General features: G+C 69.2%; 20 protein-coding genes. 10 read left to right on the top strand and 10 right to left on the bottom strand.

The features are described 5' to 3' along the window. Window positions 1-9: 9 nt before the first annotated feature. Window positions 10-2,418 (top strand): malto-oligosyltrehalose synthase, encoded by a 2,409-nt coding sequence (gene treY / locus JK358_RS26005; protein WP_201952623.1) that lies wholly within the window; start codon window positions 10-12, stop codon window positions 2,416-2,418. 22 nt (window positions 2,419-2,440) lie between these two features. On the opposite strand, the gene JK358_RS26000 is transcribed toward treY, so the two are convergent. Continuing rightward, window positions 2,441-3,634, bottom strand: a complete 1,194-nt coding sequence (locus tag JK358_RS26000) for a T6SS phospholipase effector Tle1-like catalytic domain-containing protein (protein ID WP_201951935.1) — start codon at window positions 3,632-3,634, stop codon at window positions 2,441-2,443. A 125-nt stretch (window positions 3,635-3,759) separates the two neighbouring features. Here JK358_RS26000 and JK358_RS25995 point away from each other — a divergent pair, with 125 nt between their 5' ends. After that, window positions 3,760-4,449 (top strand): response regulator transcription factor, encoded by a 690-nt coding sequence (locus JK358_RS25995; protein WP_201951933.1) that lies wholly within the window; start codon window positions 3,760-3,762, stop codon window positions 4,447-4,449. Window positions 4,450-4,533: 84 nt separating this feature from the next. Here JK358_RS25995 and ilvA read toward each other — a convergent pair whose 3' ends face one another. Further along, complete coding sequence (gene ilvA / locus JK358_RS25990; RefSeq protein WP_201951931.1) at window positions 4,534-5,889, bottom strand: threonine ammonia-lyase IlvA; 1,356 nt, start codon at window positions 5,887-5,889, stop codon at window positions 4,534-4,536. A gap of 61 nt (window positions 5,890-5,950) precedes the next feature. Beyond that, the gene (locus JK358_RS25985; RefSeq protein ID WP_201951926.1) at window positions 5,951-6,388 is read right to left on the bottom strand and encodes a nitroreductase family deazaflavin-dependent oxidoreductase; all 438 of its coding nucleotides are present in this window, start codon (window positions 6,386-6,388) and stop codon (window positions 5,951-5,953) included. A 97-nt stretch (window positions 6,389-6,485) separates the two neighbouring features. Here JK358_RS25985 and JK358_RS25980 point away from each other — a divergent pair, with 97 nt between their 5' ends. From JK358_RS25980 to JK358_RS25955, 6 genes are all read left to right on the top strand, one after another. Further along, window positions 6,486-6,701, top strand: coding sequence for a hypothetical protein (locus tag JK358_RS25980; RefSeq protein WP_201951923.1), 216 nt, complete (start codon window positions 6,486-6,488; stop codon window positions 6,699-6,701). Window positions 6,702-6,769: 68 nt separating this feature from the next. Beyond that, window positions 6,770-7,390, top strand: a complete 621-nt coding sequence (locus tag JK358_RS25975; RefSeq protein ID WP_307817747.1) for an MspA family porin — start codon at window positions 6,770-6,772, stop codon at window positions 7,388-7,390. Between the two features lie 85 nt (window positions 7,391-7,475). Beyond that, window positions 7,476-9,461 (top strand): hypothetical protein, encoded by a 1,986-nt coding sequence (locus JK358_RS25970; RefSeq protein WP_201951916.1) that lies wholly within the window; start codon window positions 7,476-7,478, stop codon window positions 9,459-9,461. Further along, window positions 9,458-10,966, top strand: coding sequence for a YoaK family protein (locus tag JK358_RS25965; protein WP_201951913.1), 1,509 nt, complete (start codon window positions 9,458-9,460; stop codon window positions 10,964-10,966). Before JK358_RS25970 ends, JK358_RS25965 begins: the two co-directional genes overlap by 4 nt. Then, window positions 10,963-12,435: a glycosyltransferase gene (locus tag JK358_RS25960; RefSeq protein ID WP_201951910.1), complete on the top strand. Its 1,473-nt coding sequence runs from the start codon at window positions 10,963-10,965 to the stop codon at window positions 12,433-12,435. Before JK358_RS25965 ends, JK358_RS25960 begins: the two co-directional genes overlap by 4 nt. 86 nt (window positions 12,436-12,521) lie before the next feature. Then, window positions 12,522-14,192: an ArnT family glycosyltransferase gene (locus JK358_RS25955; RefSeq protein WP_307817768.1), complete on the top strand. Its 1,671-nt coding sequence runs from the start codon at window positions 12,522-12,524 to the stop codon at window positions 14,190-14,192. Here the strand turns inward: JK358_RS25955 and JK358_RS25950 are convergent, their stop codons facing one another. The 3 genes from JK358_RS25950 to JK358_RS25940 form a co-directional block, all read right to left on the bottom strand. Next, complete coding sequence (locus tag JK358_RS25950) at window positions 14,193-15,311, bottom strand: cellulase family glycosylhydrolase (RefSeq protein WP_307817746.1); 1,119 nt, start codon at window positions 15,309-15,311, stop codon at window positions 14,193-14,195. A gap of 100 nt (window positions 15,312-15,411) precedes the next feature. Beyond that, a complete protein-coding gene (gene dnaE, locus JK358_RS25945) occupies window positions 15,412-18,957 on the bottom strand; it encodes a DNA polymerase III subunit alpha (RefSeq protein ID WP_201951904.1) in 3,546 nt (1,181 codons plus the stop codon). Between the two features lie 146 nt (window positions 18,958-19,103). Beyond that, window positions 19,104-20,354: a serine hydrolase domain-containing protein gene (locus JK358_RS25940; protein WP_201951901.1), complete on the bottom strand. Its 1,251-nt coding sequence runs from the start codon at window positions 20,352-20,354 to the stop codon at window positions 19,104-19,106. Between the two features lie 198 nt (window positions 20,355-20,552). Between JK358_RS25940 and JK358_RS25935 the strand changes: the two genes are divergently transcribed. Further along, the gene (locus tag JK358_RS25935) at window positions 20,553-21,737 is read left to right on the top strand and encodes an alpha/beta hydrolase family protein (RefSeq protein WP_201951899.1); all 1,185 of its coding nucleotides are present in this window, start codon (window positions 20,553-20,555) and stop codon (window positions 21,735-21,737) included. A 55-nt stretch (window positions 21,738-21,792) separates the two neighbouring features. After that, window positions 21,793-22,410 carry a class I SAM-dependent methyltransferase gene (locus JK358_RS25930; RefSeq protein WP_201951896.1) on the top strand — a complete coding sequence of 206 codons (618 nt, stop codon included), beginning with the start codon at window positions 21,793-21,795 and terminating at the stop codon, window positions 22,408-22,410. Window positions 22,411-22,482: 72 nt separating this feature from the next. Here JK358_RS25930 and JK358_RS25925 read toward each other — a convergent pair whose 3' ends face one another. From JK358_RS25925 to JK358_RS25910, 4 genes are all read right to left on the bottom strand, one after another. Next, entirely contained in the window at window positions 22,483-22,884 is a 402-nt protein-coding gene (locus JK358_RS25925) for a VOC family protein (RefSeq protein ID WP_201952617.1), read from the bottom strand. A gap of 112 nt (window positions 22,885-22,996) precedes the next feature. After that, window positions 22,997-23,203 carry a hypothetical protein gene (locus JK358_RS25920; RefSeq protein WP_201951893.1) on the bottom strand — a complete coding sequence of 69 codons (207 nt, stop codon included), beginning with the start codon at window positions 23,201-23,203 and terminating at the stop codon, window positions 22,997-22,999. 53 nt (window positions 23,204-23,256) lie between these two features. Further along, window positions 23,257-23,946 carry a response regulator gene (locus tag JK358_RS25915; protein WP_201951891.1) on the bottom strand — a complete coding sequence of 230 codons (690 nt, stop codon included), beginning with the start codon at window positions 23,944-23,946 and terminating at the stop codon, window positions 23,257-23,259. Beyond that, window positions 23,928-25,772 (bottom strand): Spo0B domain-containing protein, encoded by a 1,845-nt coding sequence (locus JK358_RS25910; RefSeq protein ID WP_307817745.1) that lies wholly within the window; start codon window positions 25,770-25,772, stop codon window positions 23,928-23,930. Before JK358_RS25910 ends, JK358_RS25915 begins: the two co-directional genes overlap by 19 nt. Window positions 25,773-25,831 lie beyond the last annotated feature (59 nt).

Raw genomic sequence — 25,831 nt, 5'->3', positions numbered from 1 at the left:
GAGAAAGCCATGACCAGCACGCCCGAACACCGCACCGATGCCCTCACCCGGCCCACGCCGGTCCGCAGCACCTACCGGTTGCAACTGCGGCCCGACGCGCTGACCTTCGCCGATGCCCGCGCCATCGCCGAATACTTACAGCAGCTGGGTATTTCGCACCTGTACCTGTCCCCCGTGCTGACCGCCGTGCGCGGGTCCACGCACGGCTACGACGTCACCGATCCGACCACGGTGGCCGCGGGGCTGGGCGGCCCGGCCGGGCTCAAGGCCCTGTCCGACGAGGTGCGCAGCCGCGGCATGGGCCTGCTGGTGGATCTGGTGCCCAATCATGTGGGCGTCGCCGATCCGCGGCAGAACCCGTGGTGGTGGGATGTGCTGCGGCACGGCAAAGCCTCCCAGTACGCGCATTTCTTCGATATCGACTGGACTCCGGGCAACGGCGCGGGCGGGCGGCTCGCACTGCCGGTGCTGGCCAACGAGAACGATCCGGCGGCGCTCACCGTGGACCGCAGCGGCCCCGAACCCATGCTGGCGCTGCGCGATATGCGCTTCCCCATCGCGCCCGGCACCGACGGCGAGAACGCGCTGCGCATCCACGACAAACAGCACTACCGCCTGGTCAACTGGAAATCGGGACTGTGCGGCTATCGGCGCTACTTCACCGTCGGCGAGCTCGCGGCCGTACGGCAGGAGGAGGCCGACGTCTTCGAGATCACGCACCGGGAGCTCGCGGCCTGGTGCGAACACGATCTCATCGACGGCGTGCGCGTGGACCATCCGGACGGATTGGCCCGTCCCGCAGCGTATCTGGAGCGGCTGCGCGCCCTCATCGGCCCGCAGCGGCTGCTGCTGGTGGAGAAGGTGCTGTCCAATCGCGAACCCCTCGACGCCACCCTGCCCATCGACGGCACCACCGGCTACGACGCGCTCGCGGATCTGGGCGGCGTCCTCATCGACCCGGAGGGCGAGAAGCCGCTGACCGAACTGTCGCGGCAGTTCACCGGGCACGGCAGCGACCGGGCCTGGTTCACCGAGCAGGAGCACCGCATCAAACGCGCGGTGGCCGAAACCATGCTGGTGCCCGAGACGCGGCGGCTGGTGGCCGCCGTCAAACGCGATGCGCGGGCGGAGAACTTCGACGCCATGGCGCTCACCAACGCCACCATCGAGGTGCTGTCGTTCATGCCGGTGTACCGCACCGACTACACGCCGCTGGCGGGCATGGTCGGCGCGGTGGTGGCCGAGGTGGCCCGGCGCAACAGTGAACTCACCGGGCCGCTGCAGGTGCTGGTGACCGCGCTGGCCACCAATGGCGAGGCCGCCGTGCGCTTCCATCAGATGGGCGGGGCCATGAGCGCGAAAGCGGTGGAGGACACCATGTTCTACCGCGCCGCGCGGCTGGTGTCGCTGCAGGAGATGGGCACGGATCCGGCGCGGTTCGGCTGCTCGCCGATCGAATTCCATCTGGCGAACGCCGAGCGCGCGGCGCGCTGGCCCGCCACCATGACCGCGCTGTCCACGCACGACACCAAGCGCGGCGAGGATGTGCGGGCCCGGATCGGCGTGCTGTCGCAGGTGCCCGCCATCTGGACGCGCGCGGTGACCGCGTGGCACGACATCACGCCCGGCCCCGACGGCGGCACCACACTGTTCCTACTGCAGAACATGTTCGGCGTCTGGCCCGCCGACGGCCGCCCCGCCGCGACCGTGCCGGGCTTCCGGGAGCGCCTGCACCAGTTCGCGGAGAAGGCCGTTCGCGAGGCGGGCACCCGATCCTCCTGGGAGGAACCGGATGTCGAGTTCGAGACCGCCGTCCATCGCTGGATCGACAGCGTCATCGACGGGCCGGTCGGCGCCGAAATGGCCGAGCTGGTCACCGATCTCGCCCCGCACGCCTGGTCGGACTCGCTCGCGCAGAAGCTGCTGCAGCTGTGCGGGCCGGGTATTCCGGATATCTATCAGGGCTGCGAACTGTGGGAGGACTCGCTCGTCGACCCGGACAACCGCCGTCCGGTCGATTTCACCCATCGCACGCTGCTGCTGCAATCCCTCACCGGCACACCGGATCTCGATCCGTCCGGCGCGGTGAAGATGTGGATCGTGGCCTATGCCCTGTGGCTGCGCCGCGAGCGCCCGGAATGCTTCGTGGGCGGCAGTTACACGCCGCTGTTCGCGGTCGGTGATCAGGCCCAGCACCTGATCTCCTACGCGCGCGGGCGCGGCGGCGAATCCCCCGAGGTGATCGTGGCCGCGACCCGCCACAGCGTGCGCCTGGACGAGGCGGGCGGCTGGGGTGACACGGTCCTCGATCTGCCGCAGGGACATTGGACCGATCGGCTGACGGGCCACACCTTCTCCGGCCGTGCCCGGCTGGAGAAGCTGTTCGCCCGCCTGCCCATCGCCCTGCTGGTGCGCTGAGAGCCCTCGCGGAAACCGTTGCCTACGCGGCGGTTTCGTCGTCCTCCGGGCAGGCGCTGTGCTCCGGTCGCGGCAGTACCGCGGGCGCGGCGTGCAGCGGCGGGAAATCGGTCGGCTCGATCCGATAGGGCAGCAGCGACTCGCCTTCCAGCCGAGCCAGATTGGCCGGATGGTAGTTCTGTGCCCTGTCCACCGAGGAGGCCACGAAACTGTTCTGGTCGCCCTGGGCGAACACCCGCCGCCAGGAGTCCCAGTAGAAGCGCCGGTTGCGTGGATTGCGCAGCAGGCGAAGGGCATTCAGGCACAGGTACGGAACGCCCAGGGAGTCGTGGCGCCGGTAGTGCTCGGGCCCGTCCGCGCAGTGCTCGAGCAGCGTCGCCAGCCGCTCGTGGTCGAAGGCCAGACCCTCGGCCTGCGCCTCGGCGACCATCCACCGCAGGGTGATATCGGACAGCGCGCATTCGCGGTAGCCGCCGCCGACGTCGCTGTGCACGCCCTCGAACCAGACCTGTTTCACCCGGTCGTCGCGGTAGTACTTCTCGGCCAGCTCGACCGGGACCTCCCACAGGCAGGGTTCGAAATTGCGGCGGCGTTCGTCGAGGGCCAGCGCCTGGCGGGCACAGTGCACGATGCGGGAAAGACGCACATCGTGGAAACGGTGCCGCCAGGCGGTGACCCCGGGAATGCCCATGGCACCGACGGTGTCGAACACCCCCAGGAAGTTGATCTTCACCGGATCCGGATAGCAGTTGGCCTTCCGGAACTCCTCCCATTCCGGCGGATCGGGATCATCCGGATGGGCCTTCTTGCTCTGATAGATCTTCAGGGCCTCGGGGTATTTGCCGTTGATGAACGCCTCGTAGGTGAGGATGCCGAGCCGGGCGATCATGCCGGACAGGCTGCGGGCGGTGTACGCGCCGCGGCTGAATCCGAAAATGTAGATCTCGTCGCCCGGCTCCCAGTTCAGCGCCAGTTGCCAGTACGCCGAGGACAGATTGGCCTCCAGCCCCAGACCGAAGGCCCCGCCCAGCAGCCGATCCGTGGTGAACCCGCGCGCCCCGGGCCCGGAGATGTAATAGACGCGTTGACCGACGGTATTGCCGTCCCGGTCGGAACCGGTGAGGCAGACCGTCTGCGCGATCTTCACGATATTGGAAACGGTGTTGCTGGATTCGGCCTTCCATGTGCCGTCGCAACACACCACCAGCCTTTTCATGAAACGAGCCTCCCGCCCAGACTGTTCGGTTTCACGCGTAGTGGACTACTCGACTCATCGTGTGAGATGCGCACGATTGTTAACGCTCACGATTCCGTCATGATCGCTGTGGCACCGTGGAGAGCATGCCCGACGAGCCAACGACCTCCCGCAGCGTATGGGTACTGGTGTGCGAGGACGACGACCGGCTGGGTGAGCAGGTCGCCCTCGGACTGCGCGAAGCCGGGTTCACCGTCGACCTGACCCGCAACCTGGCCGACGCCGGACGGCACTGCGGCAGCCACGCCTACGACTGCCTGGTCATCGACCGCGGGCTGCCGGACGGCGACGGGCTGGATCTGGTTCGGCGGCAACGGGAATCGGGCCGCGAAACCCCGGCCCTGATCATCACCGCGCGCGACAGCCCCGGCGATCGGGCCGCGGGGTTCGACAGCGGCGCGGACGACTACCTGAGCAAACCGTTCTCGCTCGGTGAGCTGGCCGCGCGGGTGTCGGCGCTGTGCGCGCGCCGGACGCGGCCGTCACCGATCCTGACGGTGGGCGATCTGGTGGTGGACCGGCTGCGCCGGCGCGTACAGCGCGGCGGCGTGCTGCTGACGGTGACCGCGCGCGAGTACTGCACGCTGGAACTGCTCGCGGCCCGCGCCGGAACCCCGGTCTCCCCCGCTGTCATCGCCGAATACTGCAGTCACACACAGGCTTCCGCATCGGCCAAGGAGCGGACGATTCCGGACACCATCACGCGACTGGATCGCAAACTCGGTGCGCCGCAACTGATTCACCACACCGCCGACGGGTATCTCCTGCACGCGTGAAGAACTCACGGTCCTGCCAGTGGGGGGACCGTGCACGCCGGTCCCGGGCGGGGCACCTTCCCCGCCCCGCCCGGGGCCCGGCGATCAGGTGAGGTAGCGGTAGACCGGGGAACCCGGATCCAGGCGCTCGCACTGGATGGGCGCGTCGTCCATCCGCTTCTGCAGCGCCTCGAGCCCGGACGGCGCACCCAGTTCGATGCCGACCAGCGCCGCCCCGGTCTCCCGGTTGTTGCGCTTGACGTACTCGAACAGCGTGATGTCGTCGTCGGGACCGAGCACCTCGTCGAGGAAGCGGCGCAGCGCACCCGGCTCCTGCGGGAAGTCCACCAGGAAGTAGTGCTTGAGACCTCGATGCACGAGCGAACGCTCGATGACCTCGCCGTAGCGGGAGACATCGTTGTTGCCGCCCGACAGCAGGCACACCACCGTCGAACCGGGTTCGATATCGAGTTCGGGCAGCGCCGTCACCGACAGCGCGCCCGCGGGCTCGGCCACGATGCCCTCGTTCTGGTACAGCTCCAGCATGGCGGTGCAGATGGCGCCCTCGTCCACCTGCATCATGCGGAAAGAGCCTGCGCCGGAAGCGGATTCGGTGGCGGTGAGCAGGGGCAGCGAGGCGTGCGAGCGCACCTGCCCGCCGAACCGCGACACCGCCTGGAACGGCACCGCGCCGATGCGCTTGACCGACGCGCCGTCCACGAACGGATCGATCTCCGGCAGCGTCACCGGGCCGCCGGCCACCAGGGCCGCTGTCATGGAGGCCGCGCCCGCCGGTTCCACACCCAGGATCGCGGTGCCGGGCGCGCGCTCGCGCAGATAGGTGCCGACACCGGCCAGGCAGCCGCCGCCGCCCACCGGCACGATCACCAGATCCGGTGCGTGCCCGAGCTGTTCGAGGAATTCGGCGGCGATGGTGCCCTGCCCGGCCGCGGTGCGCGGATCGTCGAAGGGCGGCACCATGGTCGCTCCGGTGCGCTGGACGTCCTCGGCCGCGGCGGCCGCCGCGGCGTCGTAGGTGTCGCCGATGGCGATGAGTTCCACGAAGTCGCCGCCGTGTACGCGGATGCGGTCGCGCTTCTGCTTCGGGGTGGTGCGGGGTACGTAGATGCGGCCGTTGATGCCCATGGCCCGGCACGCGAAAGCCACGCCCTGCGCGTGGTTTCCGGCACTGGCGGCGACCACGCCGGCGGCCCGCTCGGCTTCGGTCAGCTGAACGATGAGGTTGTACGCGCCACGCAGCTTGTAGCTGCGCACGGCGGTGAGGTCCTCACGCTTGAGGTAGACCTCGGCCCCGGTCAGCGCCGACAGCCGTGCGATGCGCTGCAACGGCGTCGGCTCGATAATGTCGGAAATTCGCTTGGCGGCCGCATCGATCTCGTCCGCGCTCAGTTCGGGCAGCGGACCGGACACTTTCTCGGCTACAGCAAGCGGATCAGACACCCGAACATGCTAGCCGGACGCCTGAGACGCCCGGTCAGCAGAGGCGGGTTTGTCCGGCCTGTCAGTCGCGCGGAGTGAGCACGAAGACCGGGATCTCGCGAGTGGTCTTCTTGGTGTAGTCGTCGTAGGCGGGCCACACCTCGGTGGCGCGCTTCCACCAGAGGGCCTTCTCGTCGCCGGTGACCTCGCGGGCGTCGTAGTCCTTGACCTCGGCGCCGTCGCGCAGGTCCACGTGCGGATCGGCCTTGATGTTCCAGTACCAGACGGGATGTTTCGGGGCTCCGCCGAGCGAGGCGACCACCGCGTATTCGCCGTCGTGCTCGACGCGCATGAGGGCGGTCTTGCGCAGTTTGCCGCTCTTGGCCCCGCGGGTGGTGAGCAGGATGATCGGCTTGCCCTGGATGGTGTTGGCTTCGGCGCCGTTGGATGCCTCGAACTTCTCGGCCTGCTCACGGGCCCAGGCGCTGGTACTCGGTTCGTACTCTCCGGTTAGTGGCATGCCGGGGTGAACGCGCGCGGCCGCGATCTTGTTCCCCCGGCCACGCCACACCAGAGTTCGGTTGCCCGAACTTCCGGAGCCCGGGTAGCCTGACTGCATGGCAGTGGTTCACCCCCAGAAGATGGCTCGGACGGCCCCGCGCGCTGTCGACATCGCGGGTACCGCCTGGCCGGTATTCAAACTCGAGGCGCTCGGCCTGGGCCTGGCCGCCCTGCTGGTACTGGCGCTCGTCACCGGATCCGCGCAGCTCGCCGTGCTGGCGGCCGCGACCGTGGCCGCGCTGCGCTGGATGGTGGGCCTCGCCCGCGGCTGAGCCGCCCACCCCTCCGAGCGCAGCGTGTCGACCAATGTTTGATGCGTGTTTGCTACTACCCTTTGCTGGTGGACAGCAAACTCGGAACCATCGGCCTGTTCATCACCGCAACGACACTCCTGCTGCCCGTGCCGGCGCACGCCGATATCGAAGCGCTGCCGCCCCACGAACGCACCTTCCAATCGATCAGCGGTAGCTTCGTCGTGGGTCACCGCGACGAGAGCGTCAATCGCATCGCGCCGCTGAACATGGTGGGCACCACCCGCGAGGGTCTGGTCAGCAATACCGCCTACGGCACCCTGCTCGGCCCGGCCACCGGAACCCTGAAAACGGGCTATCACGTGGGCTGCGCGGTCAATACGGGTGCGGGCACCCTCGGCGTCACCCCGGACCTCACCATCGGCACCACCATCACGCCGGGCGGGGGCGGCGCGCCGCCGATCGTGCTGGGCGCCAACCCCAATCCCGTCGCGACGCTCAATCTCACGGCCGGTGAGGTCAAGGAGGTCCCGGTCGCCGAAAAGGAGATCATGGCGGGCGCGACCGCCCACATCGTGATCCGGGACTTCCACATCGTGGTCAACCAGTGCACCGGACCGGTCGCGATCCGGCACTACACCTATCTCTTCACGAAGTCGCCCGCGGTCGACGACAGCGGCGCGGTATTCGGCGAACCCACTTGGCTGTAGGGCGAATTCGCGCCCACCGACGTAGCTCAGGAGCTCCGCGATGACCCTGCGTGCCCGGCGTTCCCCGATGCCACAACGAGCTCCGATGCCACAACCCGCACAGCGCACGAGGCCGCGGACGTCCACCGCCGTCCTGGCCACCCTGCTGACCGTCCCCTGCGCGCTGCTGACGCTGCTGCCCACGGTCGTCGCGCCGCCGAGGGCCTGGGCCGAGCCCGCGGATCAGACCGTGTCGCTGCCGAGCCTCGGCGCGGGCAAGGTGCTGCGCTTCCCGGGGCGGGAACACCAGCTCACGCTGAACCTGCCGGTCCTGCCGGGACTCGCGCCCACCGCGCTCACCGGGACGGTGCAGCTGCCCCCGCTCGCGGCGCGGGCGGTGCTGGAGGCGTGGTCCGGGGATCGCCTGCTCGATCGTGTCGAACTGCCGCGCGATCCCCGCGCGAACGTCCGGATCTCCTTGGCCGGGGCCGAGATTCGCGACGGCACGGCCACCGTGGCGCTCAGCTCGTCGCTGGTGCCCGAACCCGGACTGTGCCCGGAGGACTGGACCGGCCGCCCGATGACCCTCGCGGATGCCGCGGTCACCTACTTCGGCGAGGAACAGCAGCCCGCCACCGTCGCGGAATTCCTGCCGCCGGTGCTGAACCGGCTCACCGTCTACACCCCCGCCGAACCGAGCCGCACCGAGAGCGCGGCGGTGCTCGCGCTCAGCACCGCCGTGACCGCGCGCTACACCCGGCAGCCGGTGGCCATCGATTTCCGCCGGATCGACTCGGGCACAACCGTTCCCGACCATCCTCCGGCGTTCCTGGAACGTCAGGTGGTGATCAAGGAGGCGAGCGATACCGGTTTGCGCCTGTCCGGCGGACCGGCCCCGCTGCTCACCGTCTCCGGTGACGAGAAGACGCTGCCGACCCAGATGCGCCTGCTCACCAGCGATCTCGCGCGGGCCGCCCTCGCGCCCTCGGCCACGGTGCTGGGCCTGCCCGCCGCGCCGCAGCTCGCGCCCGAGCACACCACGCTGGGCGCCCTCGGCCAGAATCAGCTCAGCGCCACCGCCGTCGGCTATGTGCGGGTCGAGTTCGCCGTCGACCAGACCCGGCTGGGTCGGCCGTCGTCGAATGTGCGAATCAACCTGCTCGGCAACCACACTCCGCTGCCCGACACCCTCAACGGGCAGATCGCGGTGGCGGTCGGCGACCGGCAGATCGCGGCCTGGCCGGTGCGGCCCTCGGGTCGCTTCGACGAATGGGTCACCATCCCGTCCGAGCTGCTGTCCCGATTCACCACCGTGTCGGTGACCCTGCAGCAGGCGGGACTGACGCACGGCTGCGGACTCGAACAACCGGTCACCCTGACCATCGACCCCGACGGCGAGGTGGACAGCGAGGCCGCGAAACCGCCGGTCCCGGGCGGGCTGGGCGCGCTGCCGCAGGGCCTGCTGCCCGACGTACGGGTCGGCCTGCGGACGCCGGGCTTTGCCGACACCGTGCGCGCCGCACAGGTGCTCATCGCCGTCCAGCGGCTGACCGCCGTTCCGCTGCGCCCGGAACTGGTGTCCTTCGACGACGCCGCGCACGGTGATCGGCCCGCCGTGCTCATCGCCGCGGACGGATCCACGACCGAAACGCCCGACCTGCCGCTGGTCCGCACCGGGGACACGCTCATCGTCTACGGCGACGACGCCGAACTCGACACCCGGATCGACCTGCGCCCGCCACTGACCTTCGGCTCACTGCAAGCGGTGTGGACCGGTCAGAGGATGGTCGTGGTCGCCACCTCGACCCAGGCCCCGGAACATCTGGACCGGCTGCTGAACTGGCTGCTCGACGATCCGGACCGCTCCTACCGGCTGTCGGGTCCGGTGCTGCTGCAGGCCGGTGACCGCGAACCGGAGTTCTTCGACCCGACGGCGGACACCGCCGAGGAGTACACACCGGGCCGCACCGCGGAGTCGCCGGTGGCGCTGGGCCGCAAGCTCACCGTCGCCGCCCTGGCGGCGCTGGGGGTCGGGATCGTGATCGCCGCCGGAATCCTGCTGCGGCGCAGGCGCTCCCGCCGACGGCCATGACGGTCACCGCGACCGCCCCGGACCACTCCCCCGCCTCGAACCGGCGCGAGCACACGCTCATCGCGGTGCGGTTCGTCCTCGTCGTGGCCGCCACGGTGGGGGCGTTCTGGAATATGTGGCTCGAGCTCGCCGAGGATGTGGGGCAGGGTTCCGATATCGGCTATGTCTTCGCGGTGCCCGCGCTGGCCACGCTCGCCGCGATCGGCATCGCGCTGCGACGGGGCCCCGAACTGCCCATCTACGACCGGCAGACGGACGTCATCGTCGGCCTGCTCGGATTGTGCTGCACCGCGGCGCTACTGGGACTGCTGGTGCTGCGCTACCCCTACGAGTACGAGGTGCTGCATCTGGACCTGCTCGCGGCCACGCTGTTTCTGATGAGCGCGAGCGTCCTGGCCTTCGGGCTGCGGCCGGTGTTCCGCTACTGGCCGGTCTGGCTGCTGGCCTTGATCATGTCGATTCCCACGCTGTACCGCGAGGCGGTCATCACGCTCGGCGGCACCCGCTTCGCCGACGGTGCGGCCATGCTGATTCCGGCGTTCGCGGCCGGGGCCATCGCGGCCGGGCGCACTCGCCCGCGCGCGCTGGCGGGCGGTGTCATCGCGCTGGGTGCGGGCGCGATCGTGCTGGCGGCCATGACGGTGTGGTTCCCGAGCGCGCCGATCATCGCCTACCAGCTGATCCCGCCGATCGCAGGCACGTACACCTCCACCACGGTCATGTACTTCCATCAGCGGGAGTGGGCCACGCTGCGGGCGCTGGACCGCCCGATCCTGCCGCCGACCGCCAAACGCTCGCGCAGCGCGACGGTCACCATCCTGGTCGCGGCCGGGCTCATCGCCTTCATTCCCAATCCGAGGGAGTACGTGCAGGCGTCCCCGTACTTCCCCGGACTGCGGATGCCCGGCACACCGGCCGTCGCCCCGGGCTGGAAGCTGCTGGGCGAACGGGAATACCCCTGGGCGCCGCGGTATTTCGGTCCCAGAACAATCTGGGCGCGCCAGCAGTGGCAAGCGCAACGCGGAAATCCCGAGTGGGACAAGGAATCCCGACGCCGCCGCCTCATGGTCGACATTGTGCGCGCCGACAACGCGACGACCATCGACCGGTATCCGGAATTCATGATGTACCAGCTGAACGAGCCGCGCGTCAGCGCGCCCGTGCACGTCGACATCGGGCACGGCATCACCGCCCGGCTCAATACCGTGCTCGACGACCGGCAGCTGCTCAGCTGGACCTGGCTGAGCTGGCGCTGGCAGGGCCCCGACGGGGCGCAGCGGATCAGCCTCATCGCCGCGGACAATCACCTGCCGGACGCACGCTTCCCCCAGCCGGAACCCTCGGTGCCCCGCACCTTCGAGACCTTCCTGCATCAGATCCTGCGCGGGCGGGCGGTCGAACTCGACCCCGAGGCCGACGACATCGACATCGGCGCCGAACACAAGGACCGCGACATGCTCACGACGGTGGCGCGCGAGATCGTGCGGAACGGAGTGGGCGGATGACGACCGAGCTGCCCGGCCTGGCCACCCCCGCCGAACGCGAACACGCGCTCCGCGCGGCGGTCGGGGGCCTGCGCGAAACCGACCCCCTGGCCTCGGCCGCGGTGGCTTTCCTACCGTGGCAACGGAATACGGCCATCGCGACGCTGGTCGCCATGGTGGCGTTCGCGCTCGCGTTCCCGCTGCCCGCCCTGGTCACGGTGATGGCGGTGTGCACCCTCGGCTACACCGCGGTCATGCTGGACCGGGTGGTGATCTTCGCGCGCGGCATGTCCCGCGACGCCATCCTCACCGTCGACGACGACACCGCGCGCGCCCTGCCGGATTCCGAACTGCCGCCCTACACCATCCTGGTGCCCGCCTACGGCGAACCCGAGGTGGTCGGCGATCTCGTCGCCGCGCTCAACGGCCTGGACTATCCGCGCGACAAGATGCAGGCGCTGCTGCTGCTCGAGGAGGACGACGCGCCCACCATCGAGGCCGCGCACCGCGCCGGAATCGGTGAGGCGGGCAGCGAGCACATCACCATCGTGCTGGTGCCCGCCGCCGATCCACGCACCAAACCCAAGGCCTGCAACTACGGATTGCACGCCGCCACCGGCGATATCGTCACCATCTACGACGCCGAGGACATCCCCGACCCGCTCCAGCTGCGCCGGGTGGTGGCGGCCTTCGCCACCCTGCCGCGCTCGGTGGTGTGCGTCCAGGCCAAGCTGGCCTTCCACAATGCCCGGCAGAATCTGCTCACCGCCTGGTTCACCATGGACTACGGGCTGTGGTTCAGCTTCCTGCTGCCGGGCCTCATGCGCAGCGACGCCCCGATTCCGCTGGGCGGCACCTCGAATCATTTCCGGCGCAACGTGCTGGTGGACATCGGGGCCTGGGATCCGTACAACGTCACCGAGGACGCCGACCTGGGGGTGCGGATCGCCGCGCGCGGATATGCCACGGCCGTCATCGATTCCGTCACCCTCGAGGAGGCCAATCCGGACGCCATCAACTGGATCCGGCAGCGCTCGCGCTGGTACAAGGGTTATCTGCAGAGCTGGCTGGTGCACATCCGGCGGCCGCTCGCGCTGTGGCGCGAGATCGGCCCGGTCAGTTTCCTGCGCTTCACACTGATTCTGGCGGGGACGCCGATCATCGCCTACCTGAATCTGGTGTTCTGGTTCGTCACGCTGGCCTGGATTCTGGGGCAGCCCAGCGTGATCGAGGACATGTTCCCGGCCGCGGTGTACTTCCCCGCCCTGCTCGCCCTGGTGCTGGGCAATGCGGCGACGGTGTACATGAACCTGGTCGCCTGCCGCGAGAACGGCCGGCCCGACCTGCTGCTGGCCTGCCTCACCTCGCCGCTGTACTGGCTGCTCATGGCGGTCGCCTCGGCCAAGGGCTGCTGGCAGCTGCTGCGCAATCCGTCCTACTGGGAGAAGACCTTCCACGGACTGGGCACGACGACGGAGGCCACGAAGTGACCGCCGGAGCCCACGAGCGGACCCGGCCACTCCCGCGCGGCGACATCGCCGCCGACCGCCGCCGGACCCCGCGTGCGCCGCGCTGGATCTTCGCCGGGTCCGCCCTGCTGTACCTGTCGACGGGAACGTTTCTGACCGCCGGGCGCGGCTATCTCATGGGCGACGCGCTGAGCCGGGTGTCGGCCACCGAGTCGGCGCTGTTCAGCCGGGATCCGCATCTGTCGGCCATCGGATTCGTCTTCACGCCGCTGACCTCCCTGGCGCAACTGCCCTTCGTCTTTCCGGCCCAATGGTTTCCGGCCATCACCCGCTGGGGCCTGTCCGGGGTGCTGATGACCGCGCTGTTCATGGCGGGCGCGGTGGTGATGGTCTGGGGCATCGGCACCGATCGCGGCGCGCCGCCCTGGCTGTGCGGGCTGGTGACCGCGCTGTTCGCACTGAACCCGATGGTGGTGTTCTACGGCGGCAACGGGATGAGCGAGGCCCTGTTCCTGTTCTGCCTGTGCTGGGCGGTGCGGCGGCTCATGCGCTGGGTGCGCACCGACGGCGTGCACGATCTGGTGGCCTGCGGCGTCGCGCTCGGGCTCGGCTATCTGACCCGCTACGACGCGCTCGCCCCGGCGGCGGCGGCCGGTGTGCTGGTCTTCGCGCTGAGCTGTCAGCGCCGGCGCGGCGACGCGCACCGGTTCGCCGGGGCGGCAATGGATCTGGTGCTGATCGCCGCGCCCTCGGCGCTGGCGTTCCTGGTGTGGGCGGCCACCAGCTGGCTCATCACCGGGCAGGCGTTCCAGCAGTTCACCTCGCAGTACGGGAACTCCGCGATTCTCGCGCAGTCCGGGGCGCAGGCGCCGAGCCATCCGGTCGAGGCGCTGCAGTACTCCGTCGGGGCCACCCTGATTCTCGCGCCCGTGCTGCCGCTGCTGCTGCCGATCGCCGGTGCGCTGGCGGTACGCCGCCGCGACCTGACACCGCTGCCGCCGATCCTGCTGTACGGGTCGGTGCTCGGCTTCCAGGCGCTCAGTTTCGCGGCCGGGTCGACCTTCGCGTTCCTGCGCTTCTATATCGCGGCCGTACCGCTCGCAGCGGTGCTGGCGCTGCTGCTGGCTCCGGCACAGGGATTTCCGCCCAGCAAACGTCGCGGCGAGTACGCCGAAACCGCACCGCTCCACCCGAATTCCGGCCCGCTTTCCGGCGGGCGGGAACCTGCCGGGACGACCGGGCGCGGGACGGCGGCGGGGCTGGCGGCCGTGGCGGTGCTGCTCATCGCGGCGCTGCCGGTGACCGCGGTGGGGATGAACAGTCAGCTCATGGCGGTGCAGGAGTACGCGCTCGGCGAGGTGCTCGTCCCGGATCCGGACAGCGTCTCGGACAAACACCTGGACCAGGTGCACATCGCGACCACCTTCTCGACCGAGCGGCGGCTCGCCGCATACCTCGACGCCATGGACCTGCCGCCGGGTTCCATCGTCATGGACACCGTGTACGGGTTCGCCGTCCAGATCGCCTCGAAGTACCCGCAGCGCTTCGTCATTCCCTCCGACCGCGATTTCGTGCGAACGCTCAACCACCCGGGCGAGCACGGGGTGATCTACCTGCTGACCGTCCCCAATACCGGGCGCGGCACCTCCGACGCCCTGAACCGGCGCTATCCGACCGTGTACGAGAACGGCGCGCAGATCGCCACCCTGGTGCTGGAAATCCCCAATGACGGTGCCGGACAGCCCGATTGGCGGCTGTACCGGGTGATCGGAAGCTGATCAGCCCAGGGTGGAGCGCTGGGCCACCAGCTCCCACAGCGGATCGTCGGGGCCGACATCGTAGGTGCATTCGTCCAGGCGCGGATCGGGAACATAGGCCCAGATCAGCGCGCCCGCCGAACCGGCCGCACGCTGCCCGGACATGCGCATGTCCAGATTCTCGCGGCGCTCCGCCAGCGGCAGGCACGATCCGGCGTACTCGCCGATCTCACCGACCAGCAAGGGCTTTCCGAGTTCACGCGCCTGCGCGAGCCGGGCCGCCAGACCGCTGCGGGGATCTCCGGGCAGGGCGATGTTCTCCTCGCTGTAGTCGTGATAGGACAGCACGTCCACATTCTTCGATTCGCTGACGTAGCGGTATTTGTCGCCGGTGAAACCGCACTGGGTGCCACCGATGAAGCCGGCGAACAGGAGCCGCTGCGGGTCGAGGGCACGGACCACCTCACCGGCCTCGTCCAGGAAGGTCCGCAACACCTGGGCCGCGTCCTTGGGGCAGGTGCGGGATTTGAGATCACAGGTGGCGCCGCAATTGCTGGGTTCGGGCTCGCCGACCAGCTCCCAGCCCGCCAGCACCGGGGAGCTGCGCCAGCGCTCGACGGCGGTGCGCATCCAGTCGCGGAAGCTCATGACCGAACGGCCCGGCACCGGACGGGTTTTCGTCCAGCCGTCCACGTACCACTGGCGCTGCTTGAAGATCTCGTCACCGCATTCGCCGGTCTGCGGCGTCAGCACCGGCAGGATGATCCGGCCGTACTTCTCCGCCGCCTCGAACACCGCGTCCGCGGCGGTGAAATCGAGTTCACCGGATTCCTTGTCCACCACGAATGCCTGGAACAACGCGAATCGGGTGAGCGTGTTGTCCGGCAGCCGACGGAAGAAGGCGTCGAGATCGACTTCGGCGCCGCAGCCGAAGTTGATGGTGTAGTCGGTCGCCAGCTGCGGGCCGTTGAATCCGGTGGGCCACCAGGGCTGTCCGCGCAAACGCAGCCCGGTGGGCGCGGCCGTGACCGCGGCCGGGGCGGCGGGCGCGCCCGCCGCCGCCCACGCGCCGGTGGTGGTCCGGACCGAATACGGGGTGTCCTCGCCGCACCCCGTGCTCACGGCGAGCGCGGCTGCCACGAGCACCACTCCGCACCGGCGAACGCGCCCAATAGCAACCATGCGGCGAACCCTACCGGCGGGATCGGCCGACGCTGGGAAGCCACTCGGGCCGGGTGGCCTACCCCGCCATGCAGCCGGGGCCGAGCAGCGCCTTCAGATCGCCCATGAGCGCCGAGGACGGCGACACCCGCAGATTGTCGGCCACCTTCAACAGGGTGGTGCGCTCGCGCGAGCCGACGTGGCGGATGTGCACGTTCGCGGTACCGGGATGGCTGGACAGCACCCGCTTGAGCGCGCCGATCTTGTCGGGGGTGCACAGCCGGGTCGGGATGGTCACCGAGACCGGCTTCTCCACGCCGATATGCGAAAGATCCGGCACCACAAGGTCGTTGGCGATGAGGGAGACGCGGTCGTCACGCATGTTGACGCGCGCCTTCACCAGGACGATGGCGTCCTCGGCCACGTCCATGCCGTAGACCGAGTAGGACTGCGGGAAGAACAGCACCTCGATACCGCCGGAGAGATCCTCCAGCTGGCAGGACGCCCAGGCCAGGCCGTTCTTGTTGATGCGCCGGGTGACCGTGGAGAGAATGCCGCCGACGGTGACCTGGGCGCCGTCCTTCACATCGCCTTCGAGGATGGCCGGAATCGGCGTATCCGATTGCGCCGCAAGGACATGCTCGACGCCGTGCAGCGGATGGCCGGAGACGTAGAGGCCCAGCATCTCCCGCTCCAGGGCGAGTTTGTGCTTGGTGTCCCACTCCTCCTCGGGCACCTTCACATTGAAGACGCTGGCCACCGACTCGTCGGCGTCCATGCCGCCGAACAGGTCGAACTGGCCCATGGCCTCGGCCTTCTTGGTGGACATGACCGCGTCGATGGCGTCGGAGTGCACCAGCATCAGGCCCTTGCGGGGATGCCCGAGCGAGTCGAAAGCGCCTGCCTTGATGAGGGATTCGGCGACCTTCTTGGTGCAGGCCACGGCGTCGATCTTGTTCAGGTAGTCGGAGAAGTCGGTGAACTTCGACTTCTCCTTGCGCGCGGCGATGATCGAGGCCACCACGTTCGCGCCCACGTTGCGCACCGCGCCCATGCCGAAGCGGATGTCGTTGCCGACGGAGGCGAATTCGAGTTCGGACTCGTTGACGTCGGGCGGCAGCACCTGGATGCCCAGGCGGCGGCAGTCGGCCAGGTAGACGGCGGCCTTGTCCTTGTCGTCACCGACGGAGGTGAGCAGACCGGCCATGTACTCGGCGGGGTAGTTGGCCTTGAGGTAGGCGGTCCAGAAGGAGACCAGACCGTAGCCGGCGGCGTGCGACTTGTTGAACGCGTAACCGGCGAACGGGAGGATGGTGTCCCACAGGGCCTTGATGGCGGGCTTGGTGAAGCCGTTGTCCAGCATGCCCTTCTCGAAGCCTTCGAACTCGGCCTCGAGGACTTCGGCCTTCTTCTTACCCATGGCGCGGCGCAGAATGTCTGCTCGGCCGAGCGAGTACCCGGCCACCTTCTGCGCGATCTGCATGATCTGCTCCTGATACACGATCAGGCCGTAGGTATCACGCAGGATGTCCTTGAGCGGTTCCTCCAGCTCGGGGTGAATCGGTTTGACCTCTTGCCGCCCGTTCTTGCGATCGGCGTAGTCGTTGTGGGCGTTCATGCCCATCGGACCGGGGCGGTACAGCGCGAGCACGGCGACGATGTCCTCGAAGCCGGTGGGCTGCATGCGGCGCAGCAGATCGCGCATGGCCCCACCGTCGAGCTGGAACACGCCGAGAGTGTCACCGCGCGCCAGCAATTCGTAGGTGGCGGTGTCCTCCAGCGGCAGGGTGTCGAGATCGAGGTCGATGCCGCGGTTGGCCTTCATGTTCTGCAGGCAGTCACCGATGACGGTGAGGTTGCGCAGACCCAGGAAGTCCATCTTCAACAGGCCGATGGCCTCACAGCTCGGGTAGTCCCAGCCGGTGATGATGGCGCCGTCCTGGGCCCGCTTCCACACCGGGATGGCGTCGGTGAGCGGTTCGGAGGACATGATGACCGCGCAGGCGTGCACACCCGCGTTGCGGATCAGGCCCTCGAGGCCGCGCGCGGTCTCGTAGATCTTGTTGACATCCGGGTTGGTGTTGATCAGCTCCCGGACCTCGGCGGCCTCCTTGTACCGCTCGTGCTCGGGATCCATGATGCCCGAGAGCGGAATATCCTTGGCCATGATCGGCGGCGGCAGCGCCTTGGAGATCTGATCCGCGATGGCGAAGCCCGGCTGACCGAACTGCACGCGGGCCGAATCCTTCAGCGCCGCTTTGGTTTTAATGGTACCGAAGGTGATCACCTGGGCGACGCGGTCGCTGCCCCACTTCTCGGTGGCGTAGCGGACCATCTCACCGCGGCGGCGATCGTCGAAGTCGATATCGATATCGGGCATGGAGACGCGTTCGGGATTGAGGAATCGCTCGAACAGCAGACCGTGCGGGATCGGGTCGATATTGGTGATGCCCATGGCGTAGGCCACCAGCGAACCGGCCGCCGAACCACGACCCGGGCCGACATTGATGCCGACCGACCGGGCGTAGGTGATGAGGTCGGCGACGATGAGGAAGTAGGCCGGGAATCCCATCTCGTTGACGACGTCGATCTCGTAGTCGGCGCGCGTGATGTATTCGGGCGGAACGCCTTTGGGGAAGCGCCAGTCCAGGCCCTTCATCACCTCGTGGCGCAGCCAGCTGGCCTGGGTCTCGCCCTCGGGCACCGGGAAGATGGGCATGCGGTCGCGGTGCGCCCAGACTTCCTCGTAGGACTGCACGCGCTCGCCGATCAGCACCGTGTTGTCGCACGCGCCGGGGACTTCGGCGTCCCAGATGGCGCGCATCTCCTCGGCGGACTTCAGGTAGTAGCCGGAGCCGTCGAACTTGAAGCGGGACGGGTCCGAGAGCGTCTTGCCGGTCTGCACACAGAGCAGCGCCTCGTGGTTGGCGGCGTCGTGCTCGTGCACGTAGTGGCAGTCGTTGGTCGCCAGCGGCGGAATGCCCAGCTGCTTGCCGACCATGAGCAGGCCCTCGCGCACCCGGCGCTCGATGGACAGGCCGTGGTCCATGATCTCGAGGAAGAAGTTCTCCGGGCCGAAGATCTCCTGCCACTTGGCGGCGGCCTCGAGGGCTTCGCGCTCCTGGCCCAGGCGCAGCCGGGTCTGCACCTCGCCGGAGGGGCAGCCGGTGGTGGCGATGATGCCCGCGGCGTGCTCGGCGATGATGTCGGCGTCCATACGCGCCCACTTGCCGAGCTGGCCCTCGATGGAGGCGAGCGAGGACAGCTTGAAGAGGTTGCGCAGACCCTGCGCGTTCTCGGCCACCATCGTCATATGCGTGTACGCGCCGGAACCGGATACGTCGTCGCTCTTCTGCGACGGGTCGCCCCACTGCACGCGCTTGGTGTTGAACCGGGAATCGGGCGCGATGTAGGCCTCGATGCCGATGATCGGCTTGATGCCCTGCTTCTTGGCGGAGTTGTAGAACTCGGACGCCCCGTACATATTGCCGTGGTCGGTCATGCCGACGGCCGTCATGCCCAGCCGGTTCGCCTCTTTGAACAGTGGCGTGATCTTCGCCGCGCCGTCCAGCATCGAATATTCGGTGTGGTTATGCAGGTGAACGAATCCCGATGAGGCTGACACCCCGACATACTAAGCGTCCCCGCCGACAGCTTTTGCGTCCGCCACGCGTCGCGACTGGTGAGACGGCGTGGCGTTGGGCGTGTCGTGGCCAAGGTCACTGAAGCCTCAACGCCGACTTGGGATTTGCGCTGCACAGGGCCGGTCTGCTAGGCCGCGCGCGGCTGGGTGCGGGTGACGGTGCGACGCGTCGTACGAGCGCCCCGCACCGCCAGCGGCAGCACCCACGCCGACGCGATCTGGTCGGTGGCGAGGCCCGCCACCGACAGCCGATTGTGGACGAATCCCACCGAGAGGCCCAGGCGCGGTTCGGCCCAGCCGAAGGAGCCGCCGAGGCCGATATGACCGAAGCCCGCGTGCGCGCCGGGGATCGGCAGGGAGTGGTAGCCGAGGTGCCAGAGCATCGGGGCGTAGAGGATGGTGTGGTCGAGCCGGTAGGACTCGATGCGGCGCATGGCCTTGATGGTGTGCGGGGACAGGTAGCGGCGGCCGGCGACCATGCCGCCGTTGGCCAGTGCGCCGTACATGGTGGCCAGGCCGGTGGCGGTGCAGACGCCGTTGCCCGCGGGGAGTTCGGTGTCCAGGACGGCGGGGTCGTCGCCGTCGACCAGGATTTCCAGGCCGGGCAGGAACAGGGAGCGGGCCAGCGCGCCGATCGCGCCGGGGAGACCGTAGGAGCGGCCGAGGAACAGGGGGACGTAGCCGGTGCCGACCACGGCCAGGCGATTGCCGAGCAGGGTGGCCGCGGTGGTGGGGACGCCCGCCGGTGGGCGGCCCAGGTGGATGCCGTCGGTGCCGAGCGGTTCGGCGACCTCGGTGCGGAACAGTTCGCTCATGCCGCGACCGGTGACCGCGCGGGCCAGGCCCGCCAGCAGCCAGCCGTAGGTGAGCGCGTGATATGCCGGAATGCCCAGCAGGCGATCGGGTTTCGCGGCGGCGAGACGCTCCTCCATGAGGTGGTGGTCCAGCACGTCGTCCAGGCCGCGGGCGATCTCGGGCAGCCCGGAGAGCCCGGCGCTGTGCGTGAGAATCTGCCGCACAGTGATTTTCGCCTTGCCGTTGGCCGCGAACTCGGGCCAGTACTCGGACACCGGGGCGGCGTAGTCGATGAGGCCGCGGTCGGCGAGCCGGTGGATCACCGTCGCCGCAACGCCTTTGGTGGCGGAGAAGACCACCGAACCGGTGTCGGCGGTCCACGGCCGGGCCGGACCGGATTCCCCGGTCCAGACCTCGACCAGCGGTTCCCCGTGCCGATGCACCGTGAGCGCTCCCCCACCTCCCGCCTTGTTCCCGAGGCGTCGCGCGAAAGTGCGTACCAGCGGGCCGAATTCGGCGGAAGCGAACCCGTCCACACCGGTGGGCAGATCCGCGAGGGCCTGGGAGGAAGCGACATTGCTCACGAATCCCACGGTACGAGCGGGCTTGGGCACCGGGCAATGGACGCACGCCCAGAGTTATGCGCCCGTCTCGAGTGGTTATGCCGGGCCACCACAGAGAGACGACAGCGTTACGCGAACCGGACGCAATCGTGACGGGCAGCCGTCACGCTGCGCGGCGGATCCGGCTCGGTGGCCGATCGTGATGCGTAGGCTGGGAATATGCGCGCGCCACGGTCGCTGCCCACGCTGTTCACCGCCGCCCGGTCCCGGGGAGGTGCACTACGGCTGGGGTGTGCGGTGCTGCTCGGGTGCGCGCTGCTGGCGGGGTGTTCCGAGGCGCGGGAGGCGGCGGCTCCGGCCACGCCGGTCACCAGTGCGCCCGCGACCTCGCCCGCCGCGCAGTGGCCGCCGCGCCCGCAGGAACCGAAACCGCCGTGGCCCTACAGCTCCCAGGACGTCAGCTATGCCAGCGGGGATATCACCATCGCGGGGACGCTGACCGAACCGAATACCGTGGGACCGCATCCGGCGGTGGTGCTGGTGACCGGCAGCGGGCCGCAGAACCGGGATGAGGAACTGCTGGGGCACAAGCCTTTTCTGCTGATCGCCGATACGCTCACCCGCGCCGGGTACGCCGTGCTGCGCACCGATGATCGCGGCGTCGGCGGCACCGGCGGCACGCTGTCGCATTCCAGCTATCAGCAGCTGGCCGACGATATCGGCGCGGGAATGGCGTTCCTGCGTGGGCGGCCCGAGATCGACGGCAACCGCATCGGGTTGCTGGGCCACAGTGAGGGCGGTTATCTCGCACCGCTCTACGCCGCCCGCCCCGACAGCGGCGTGGCCTTCGCGATCCTGCTGGCCGGACCGGCCGTACGCGGCTCCGAGGTGATGCTCGAGCAAACCCAGCTGATGCTCGAGGCCCAGGGCGCGACGCCCGAGCAGATCTCCACCGAGATCGGTTTCCTCTCCGGTCTCACCAATATCCTGCGCATCGGTGATCTGGAGGCCGCCAGAACCTACGCGCACCAGCGCAACGACAGCCTTCCGGAGGGCGAACGCGCCCCCGCCGAAGCGGTCGACGACATGGGCTCGCCCTATATGGCCGCCCTCTCCAATTACGATCCGGCCCCAGCGCTTTCGGCGCTGCGCATCCCGGTGCTGGCCGTCTACGGCGGTAAGGATCTGCAGGTCCCACCGGCCCAGAGCGAGGGCCCCATGCGCGCGCACCTGGCCGCGGACCCGGACGCCACCGTGCACGTCTTCGACGGCCTCAACCACCTGTTCCAGCCCGCGGGCAGTGGTCTGCCCGCCGAATACGCCACCCTCGAGACCACCATGGACCCCGCCGTCCTGGACTATCTCACCGCCTGGCTCACCCAGCGTTTCGCGCCCGCGGCCTGACCTGTTCGGCGTCGTGCTACTGGCCCGGATCGACGGGACGGGGAAGAGTGGAGGGGTGGGAATCTACGAAGAGCATGTCCTGCCGCGAATGGTCGATCTGACCTGCGGCTCGTCTTTCCTGAATCCGCTGCGCCACCGCGCCTGCGCGGAGTTGAGCGGCCGGGTCGTCGAGATCGGGTTCGGATCCGGCCGCAATGTCCCGTTCTATCCCGAGACGGTGACCTCGGTCAGCGCCGTCGAACCGGCCGGGCTCGGCTGGAAGATGGCCGCCGAGCGGCTGGCCGCGTCGAAGGTTCCGGTGGAGCGCGCCGGACTGGACGGGCAGGCGCTGCCGTTCGACGACAACAGTTTCGAGTCGGCGCTGTCGACGTGGACGCTGTGCACCATCCCGGATGTGTCGGCGGCGCTGCGCGAGTTGCGGCGGGTGCTGACACCGGGCGGCACACTGCATTTCGTGGAGCACGGGCTCGCCCCGGATCCGGGCATCCAGATCTGGCAGCGGCGATTCAACCCGCTGCAGAAGACCATCGCGGGCGGCTGCCACCTGAATCGCGATATGCGCGCCATCGTCGAGGACGCTGGATTCGAGCTGAGCAGTATCGACCAGTTCTATCAGCCGGGCGTGCCCCGGCCGTGGGGTGCGATGACGGTGGCCGTCGCCACCTCGGCCTAGCGGCCGGCGCGGTGCACGCTCCGGAAATCAGACACGCCCGCCATGTCGACATGGCGGGCGTGCGGCGGACGGTTACGTCGTGGGCCAGCCACCGTACGGGACGGTGATCAGCTCCATGAAGTGGCCGGACGGATCCTGGAAGTAGATGCCGCGACCGCCGTCGTTGTGATTGATCTGGTTGACGCCCTGCTGACGGGGATCAGCCCAGTAGGTGAGCCCGCGCTCCTGGATCTTCTGATAGGCCGAATCGAATTCGTCCTCGGAGACCAGGAACGCGTAGTGCTGCGGCTGGATGCCGCCGGGGAGATCGGGTGGGGTGTTCGCGAGGTCGAAGGTGACACCGTTCGCCGTGGTGATCGGAATGAACGGACCCCACTGGTCTCCCACCTCCAATCCCAGGATGTCTGCCCAGAATTCCGCGGAATCCTGATTGTTGGTGCATCCGACGATGGTGTGGTTGAACTGAATGGACAGTGGATTTCTCCTGTGGTCGTGACGATCCCGACCCCGGACCGGTACAAGTCGGCCTACGGGAGCATCGCCACGCCTTCGAAATTAACCAAAGTCCGGCCGATTCGCCAACTCCCTATTTCTTCTCGGCGCTGCTGGAGTCGGCGGAGAAGGAGGTCAGCAGGCAGATCAGGCTGTCGGGCCACTGCTGAACACACACGGTCGCAACGGGTTCGGGTTCGGCCGCGGGGGCCAGGGGGACGGCCGAGGCGGTAGCGGCGGCACCGAGCGGGGCAAGCAGCAGGGCGCCGACGAGGACACCGGCACGGAAACGAGTACGCATGAGGGCCAACCTAGTGACGAGGGGGCGTTTCAGACAACCCGTGAATATCCGGGTCACCGGGCCGGACCGGCGGCGGAGTACTCCTGCTCGGGACGGCCCGTGCTGCCGTAGCGCAGCTGCATGCGCAGGCTCCCCGCACCGACCAGGGCGGCCAGGTAGCGCTGAGCGGTGGCGCGTGAGATGCCGATGGCGGCCGAGACCTGCGCCGCCGACATGGGCTCGCGCGATCCCTGAATCGCCTGCAGCACCAAATCTTTCGTGGGCGACTGGGCCATCGCGGCGGACTGCGCGGCGGGTCCCGCCGGGGTGACCGGGGGCCGCAGCGCCGCCAGCGCGGCATCGACCTCCGCCGCCGACACCTCCGCCTCGGCCAGCAGGCGGCGGAAGCGCGCGTATCCGGCCAGCCGCGCGGCCAACGTGGCGTGGTCGAAGGGCTTCACCAGGTAGCCGAGCGCACCGGCGGCCAGGGCCGCCCGCACCGTCTCGGATTCCGTTGCGGCGGTGAGCATCATGGCGTCGAAGCGCATCTCACGCACCAGCTCGACGCCGGAGCCGTCGGGCAGGTAGACATCCACCAGCGCCAGATCGAACACCGCTTCGGCCATGGCGGCGCGGGCCGCGGCCAGCGTGTGCACGGTCGCGCCGACGGTGAATCCCGGTAGCGCCGAGACGATTCCGGCATGCAGGTTGGCCACCCGGAAGTCGTCGTCGACCACCAGAACGTTCAGATCTCCTCGGCCCACGCCGGTTCTCCCTCCGTCAGCACCTCGGGCAGGACGGCGATGAATATCGCTCCCGCCAAAGTCTTCTCACCCGCGGCCTCGGCCCGCCCACCCGCGCACTCGGCGTTCTCGCCCGCGGCCCCGGCACCGGCCACCGGCACGCCGCCCGGATGGGCCAGCAGCACATCGCCGCCGAGCGTCCGGGCCACCTGGCGGCTCAGCGCCAAACCGACGCCGCGCCCACCGGGTACGCCCTCGGCGGGGCTGGTCGAAACCCCTTCGGTGAACACCGAATCCACGAGACCGGCCAGTACACCGGGGCCGCTGTCGAGCACCACGATGTGCAGGGTCCGATCCTCCTGGAGCAGCTCCAGCTCGACGATCTTGCCGGTGGCGGCGTCGTCGCGGCCGGCATCGACTCCGACGCCCTGCGCGCCCCGGGCTCGCTCGGCGTCCGCGCTGTCCGCCGCACCGCGCTTGGCGGCCGCGATCGCATTGTCGAGCAGGTTCCCCAGCACGGTCGTAACCTCCACGGGCGCTACGAGATTCGCGTCCACCCAGGTATTCGGTCCGAGCCGCAGCCGCACGCCCTGTTCGCGGGCGTGCGCGGCCTTGGCGGACAGGAACGCCTGCAGATACGGGTCGCGGATGGCATCGATACCGGGCAGCGCCGCGCCGAGCGGTCCGGAGCCGAGCAGTTCGTCCAGGTAGTGCGCGGCCTCGTCCGGGCGTCCGGTGTGCAGCAGGCCGCTGAGCAGATGCAGCCGATTCGCGAATTCGTGCCGCTGGGCGCGCAATACGGTGCTCATGGACCGCACGGCGTCCAGTTGCCGGGTCAGTGATTCCACATCGGTGCGGTCGCGCACGCTGAGCACCGCGCCCAGCGGCCGCCCGTCGCGCAGCACGGTGCGCGCGGTGAGCACCACGATGCGCTCCCCCACCGCCGCCTGCACCGGCTGCCCGTCGGCGGCCCGGAAGGTCTCCAAAGCCCTTGGCGTGAGCCCTATCTCGTCCACGGGGCGGCCCGGTGCGGGATCGATGCCGAGCAGCCGCCGCGCCTCGTCGTTGACGACGGTGACCCGCCACCGCGAGTCGGCGGCCACCACGCCCTCGCCGATACCGTGCAGCACCGCGTCCTGTTCGCGCACCAGCTCGGCCAGTTCGGCGGGTTCCAGACCCAGCGTCAGCCCGTGCCAGCGACGGGCCAGCAACACCGACCCTGCGATACCGGCGAGCAGCGCGCCGCCGATCAGCAGCCCCGCGCGGCGCAGATCTCCGCGCAGCTGGCTGCGCACGGCGGTGGTGGAGATGCCGACGCTCACCTCGCCCACCACCCGCAGTTGATCGGCGGCCTCGATATCCGGTTCCAGCACAGGCACTTTGGCCCGGACGGACTCCCCGAGCGTGCCGTGCTCCTGGATCACCACCTCGTCACCGGCCAGGGCCCGCGAGGGGTCGGTGCTCACCCTCTCCCCCAGCCGGGTGCGGTCCGGATGTGCGAGCCGGATCCCGGCATCATCGGTGATCACCACGAACAGCGCGCCGGTGCGCACCCGCGCATCGTCGGCGATGGCCTCGAGTTCCCCATCGGCGAGTTCCCGGCGCAGCTCCGGCCCGGCGGTCAGCGGCGTTTCGGCGTACCGGGCGACCTGGGCGCGCACATCCGGATCGGAGGCGACGGTGCGCGCGATGGCCAGGGCCCGCTGCCCGTATTCGTCGGAGAGCCGCTGCCCGCCGACATAGGCGAAGACGCCGAAGGCCAGGCCGAGGGTCACGCCCACCACGCCGATCTGCAGGAGCACGATCTGGGTCCGGAGCCGGACCGAGCGGGGGGCGAGCGACAGCACGCCGACAGCATAGACAACCGTCCGCAAACACATGAGCAGAACGCGCAAAACGTCCGAAT

It is taken from the genome of Nocardia acididurans (genome assembly GCF_016741815.1).
GTDB classification, from domain to species: domain Bacteria; phylum Actinomycetota; class Actinomycetes; order Mycobacteriales; family Mycobacteriaceae; genus Nocardia; species Nocardia acididurans.
The sequence above is the reverse complement of the archived record's forward strand: the minus strand, read 5'-3'. Positions and strand labels throughout refer to the sequence as shown.

Bases quoted from the DNA above. Each gene is read 5' to 3' on its own strand.
- JK358_RS25985 (WP_201951926.1), bottom strand. From the start codon at position 6,388: ATGCCACTAACCGGAGAGTACGAACCGAGTACCAGCGCCTGGGCCCGT.
- JK358_RS25935 (WP_201951899.1), top strand. From the start codon at position 20,553: ATGCGCGCGCCACGGTCGCTGCCCACGCTGTTCACCGCCGCCCGGTCC.
- JK358_RS25970 (WP_201951916.1), top strand. From the start codon at position 7,476: ATGCCACAACCCGCACAGCGCACGAGGCCGCGGACGTCCACCGCCGTC.
- treY (WP_201952623.1), top strand. From the start codon at position 10: ATGACCAGCACGCCCGAACACCGCACCGATGCCCTCACCCGGCCCACG.
- JK358_RS25960 (WP_201951910.1), top strand. From the start codon at position 10,963: ATGACGACCGAGCTGCCCGGCCTGGCCACCCCCGCCGAACGCGAACAC.
- JK358_RS26000 (WP_201951935.1), bottom strand. From the start codon at position 3,634: ATGAAAAGGCTGGTGGTGTGTTGCGACGGCACATGGAAGGCCGAATCC.
- JK358_RS25965 (WP_201951913.1), top strand. From the start codon at position 9,458: ATGACGGTCACCGCGACCGCCCCGGACCACTCCCCCGCCTCGAACCGG.
- JK358_RS25920 (WP_201951893.1), bottom strand. From the start codon at position 23,203: ATGCGTACTCGTTTCCGTGCCGGTGTCCTCGTCGGCGCCCTGCTGCTT.
- JK358_RS25980 (WP_201951923.1), top strand. From the start codon at position 6,486: ATGGCAGTGGTTCACCCCCAGAAGATGGCTCGGACGGCCCCGCGCGCT.
- JK358_RS25995 (WP_201951933.1), top strand. From the start codon at position 3,760: ATGCCCGACGAGCCAACGACCTCCCGCAGCGTATGGGTACTGGTGTGC.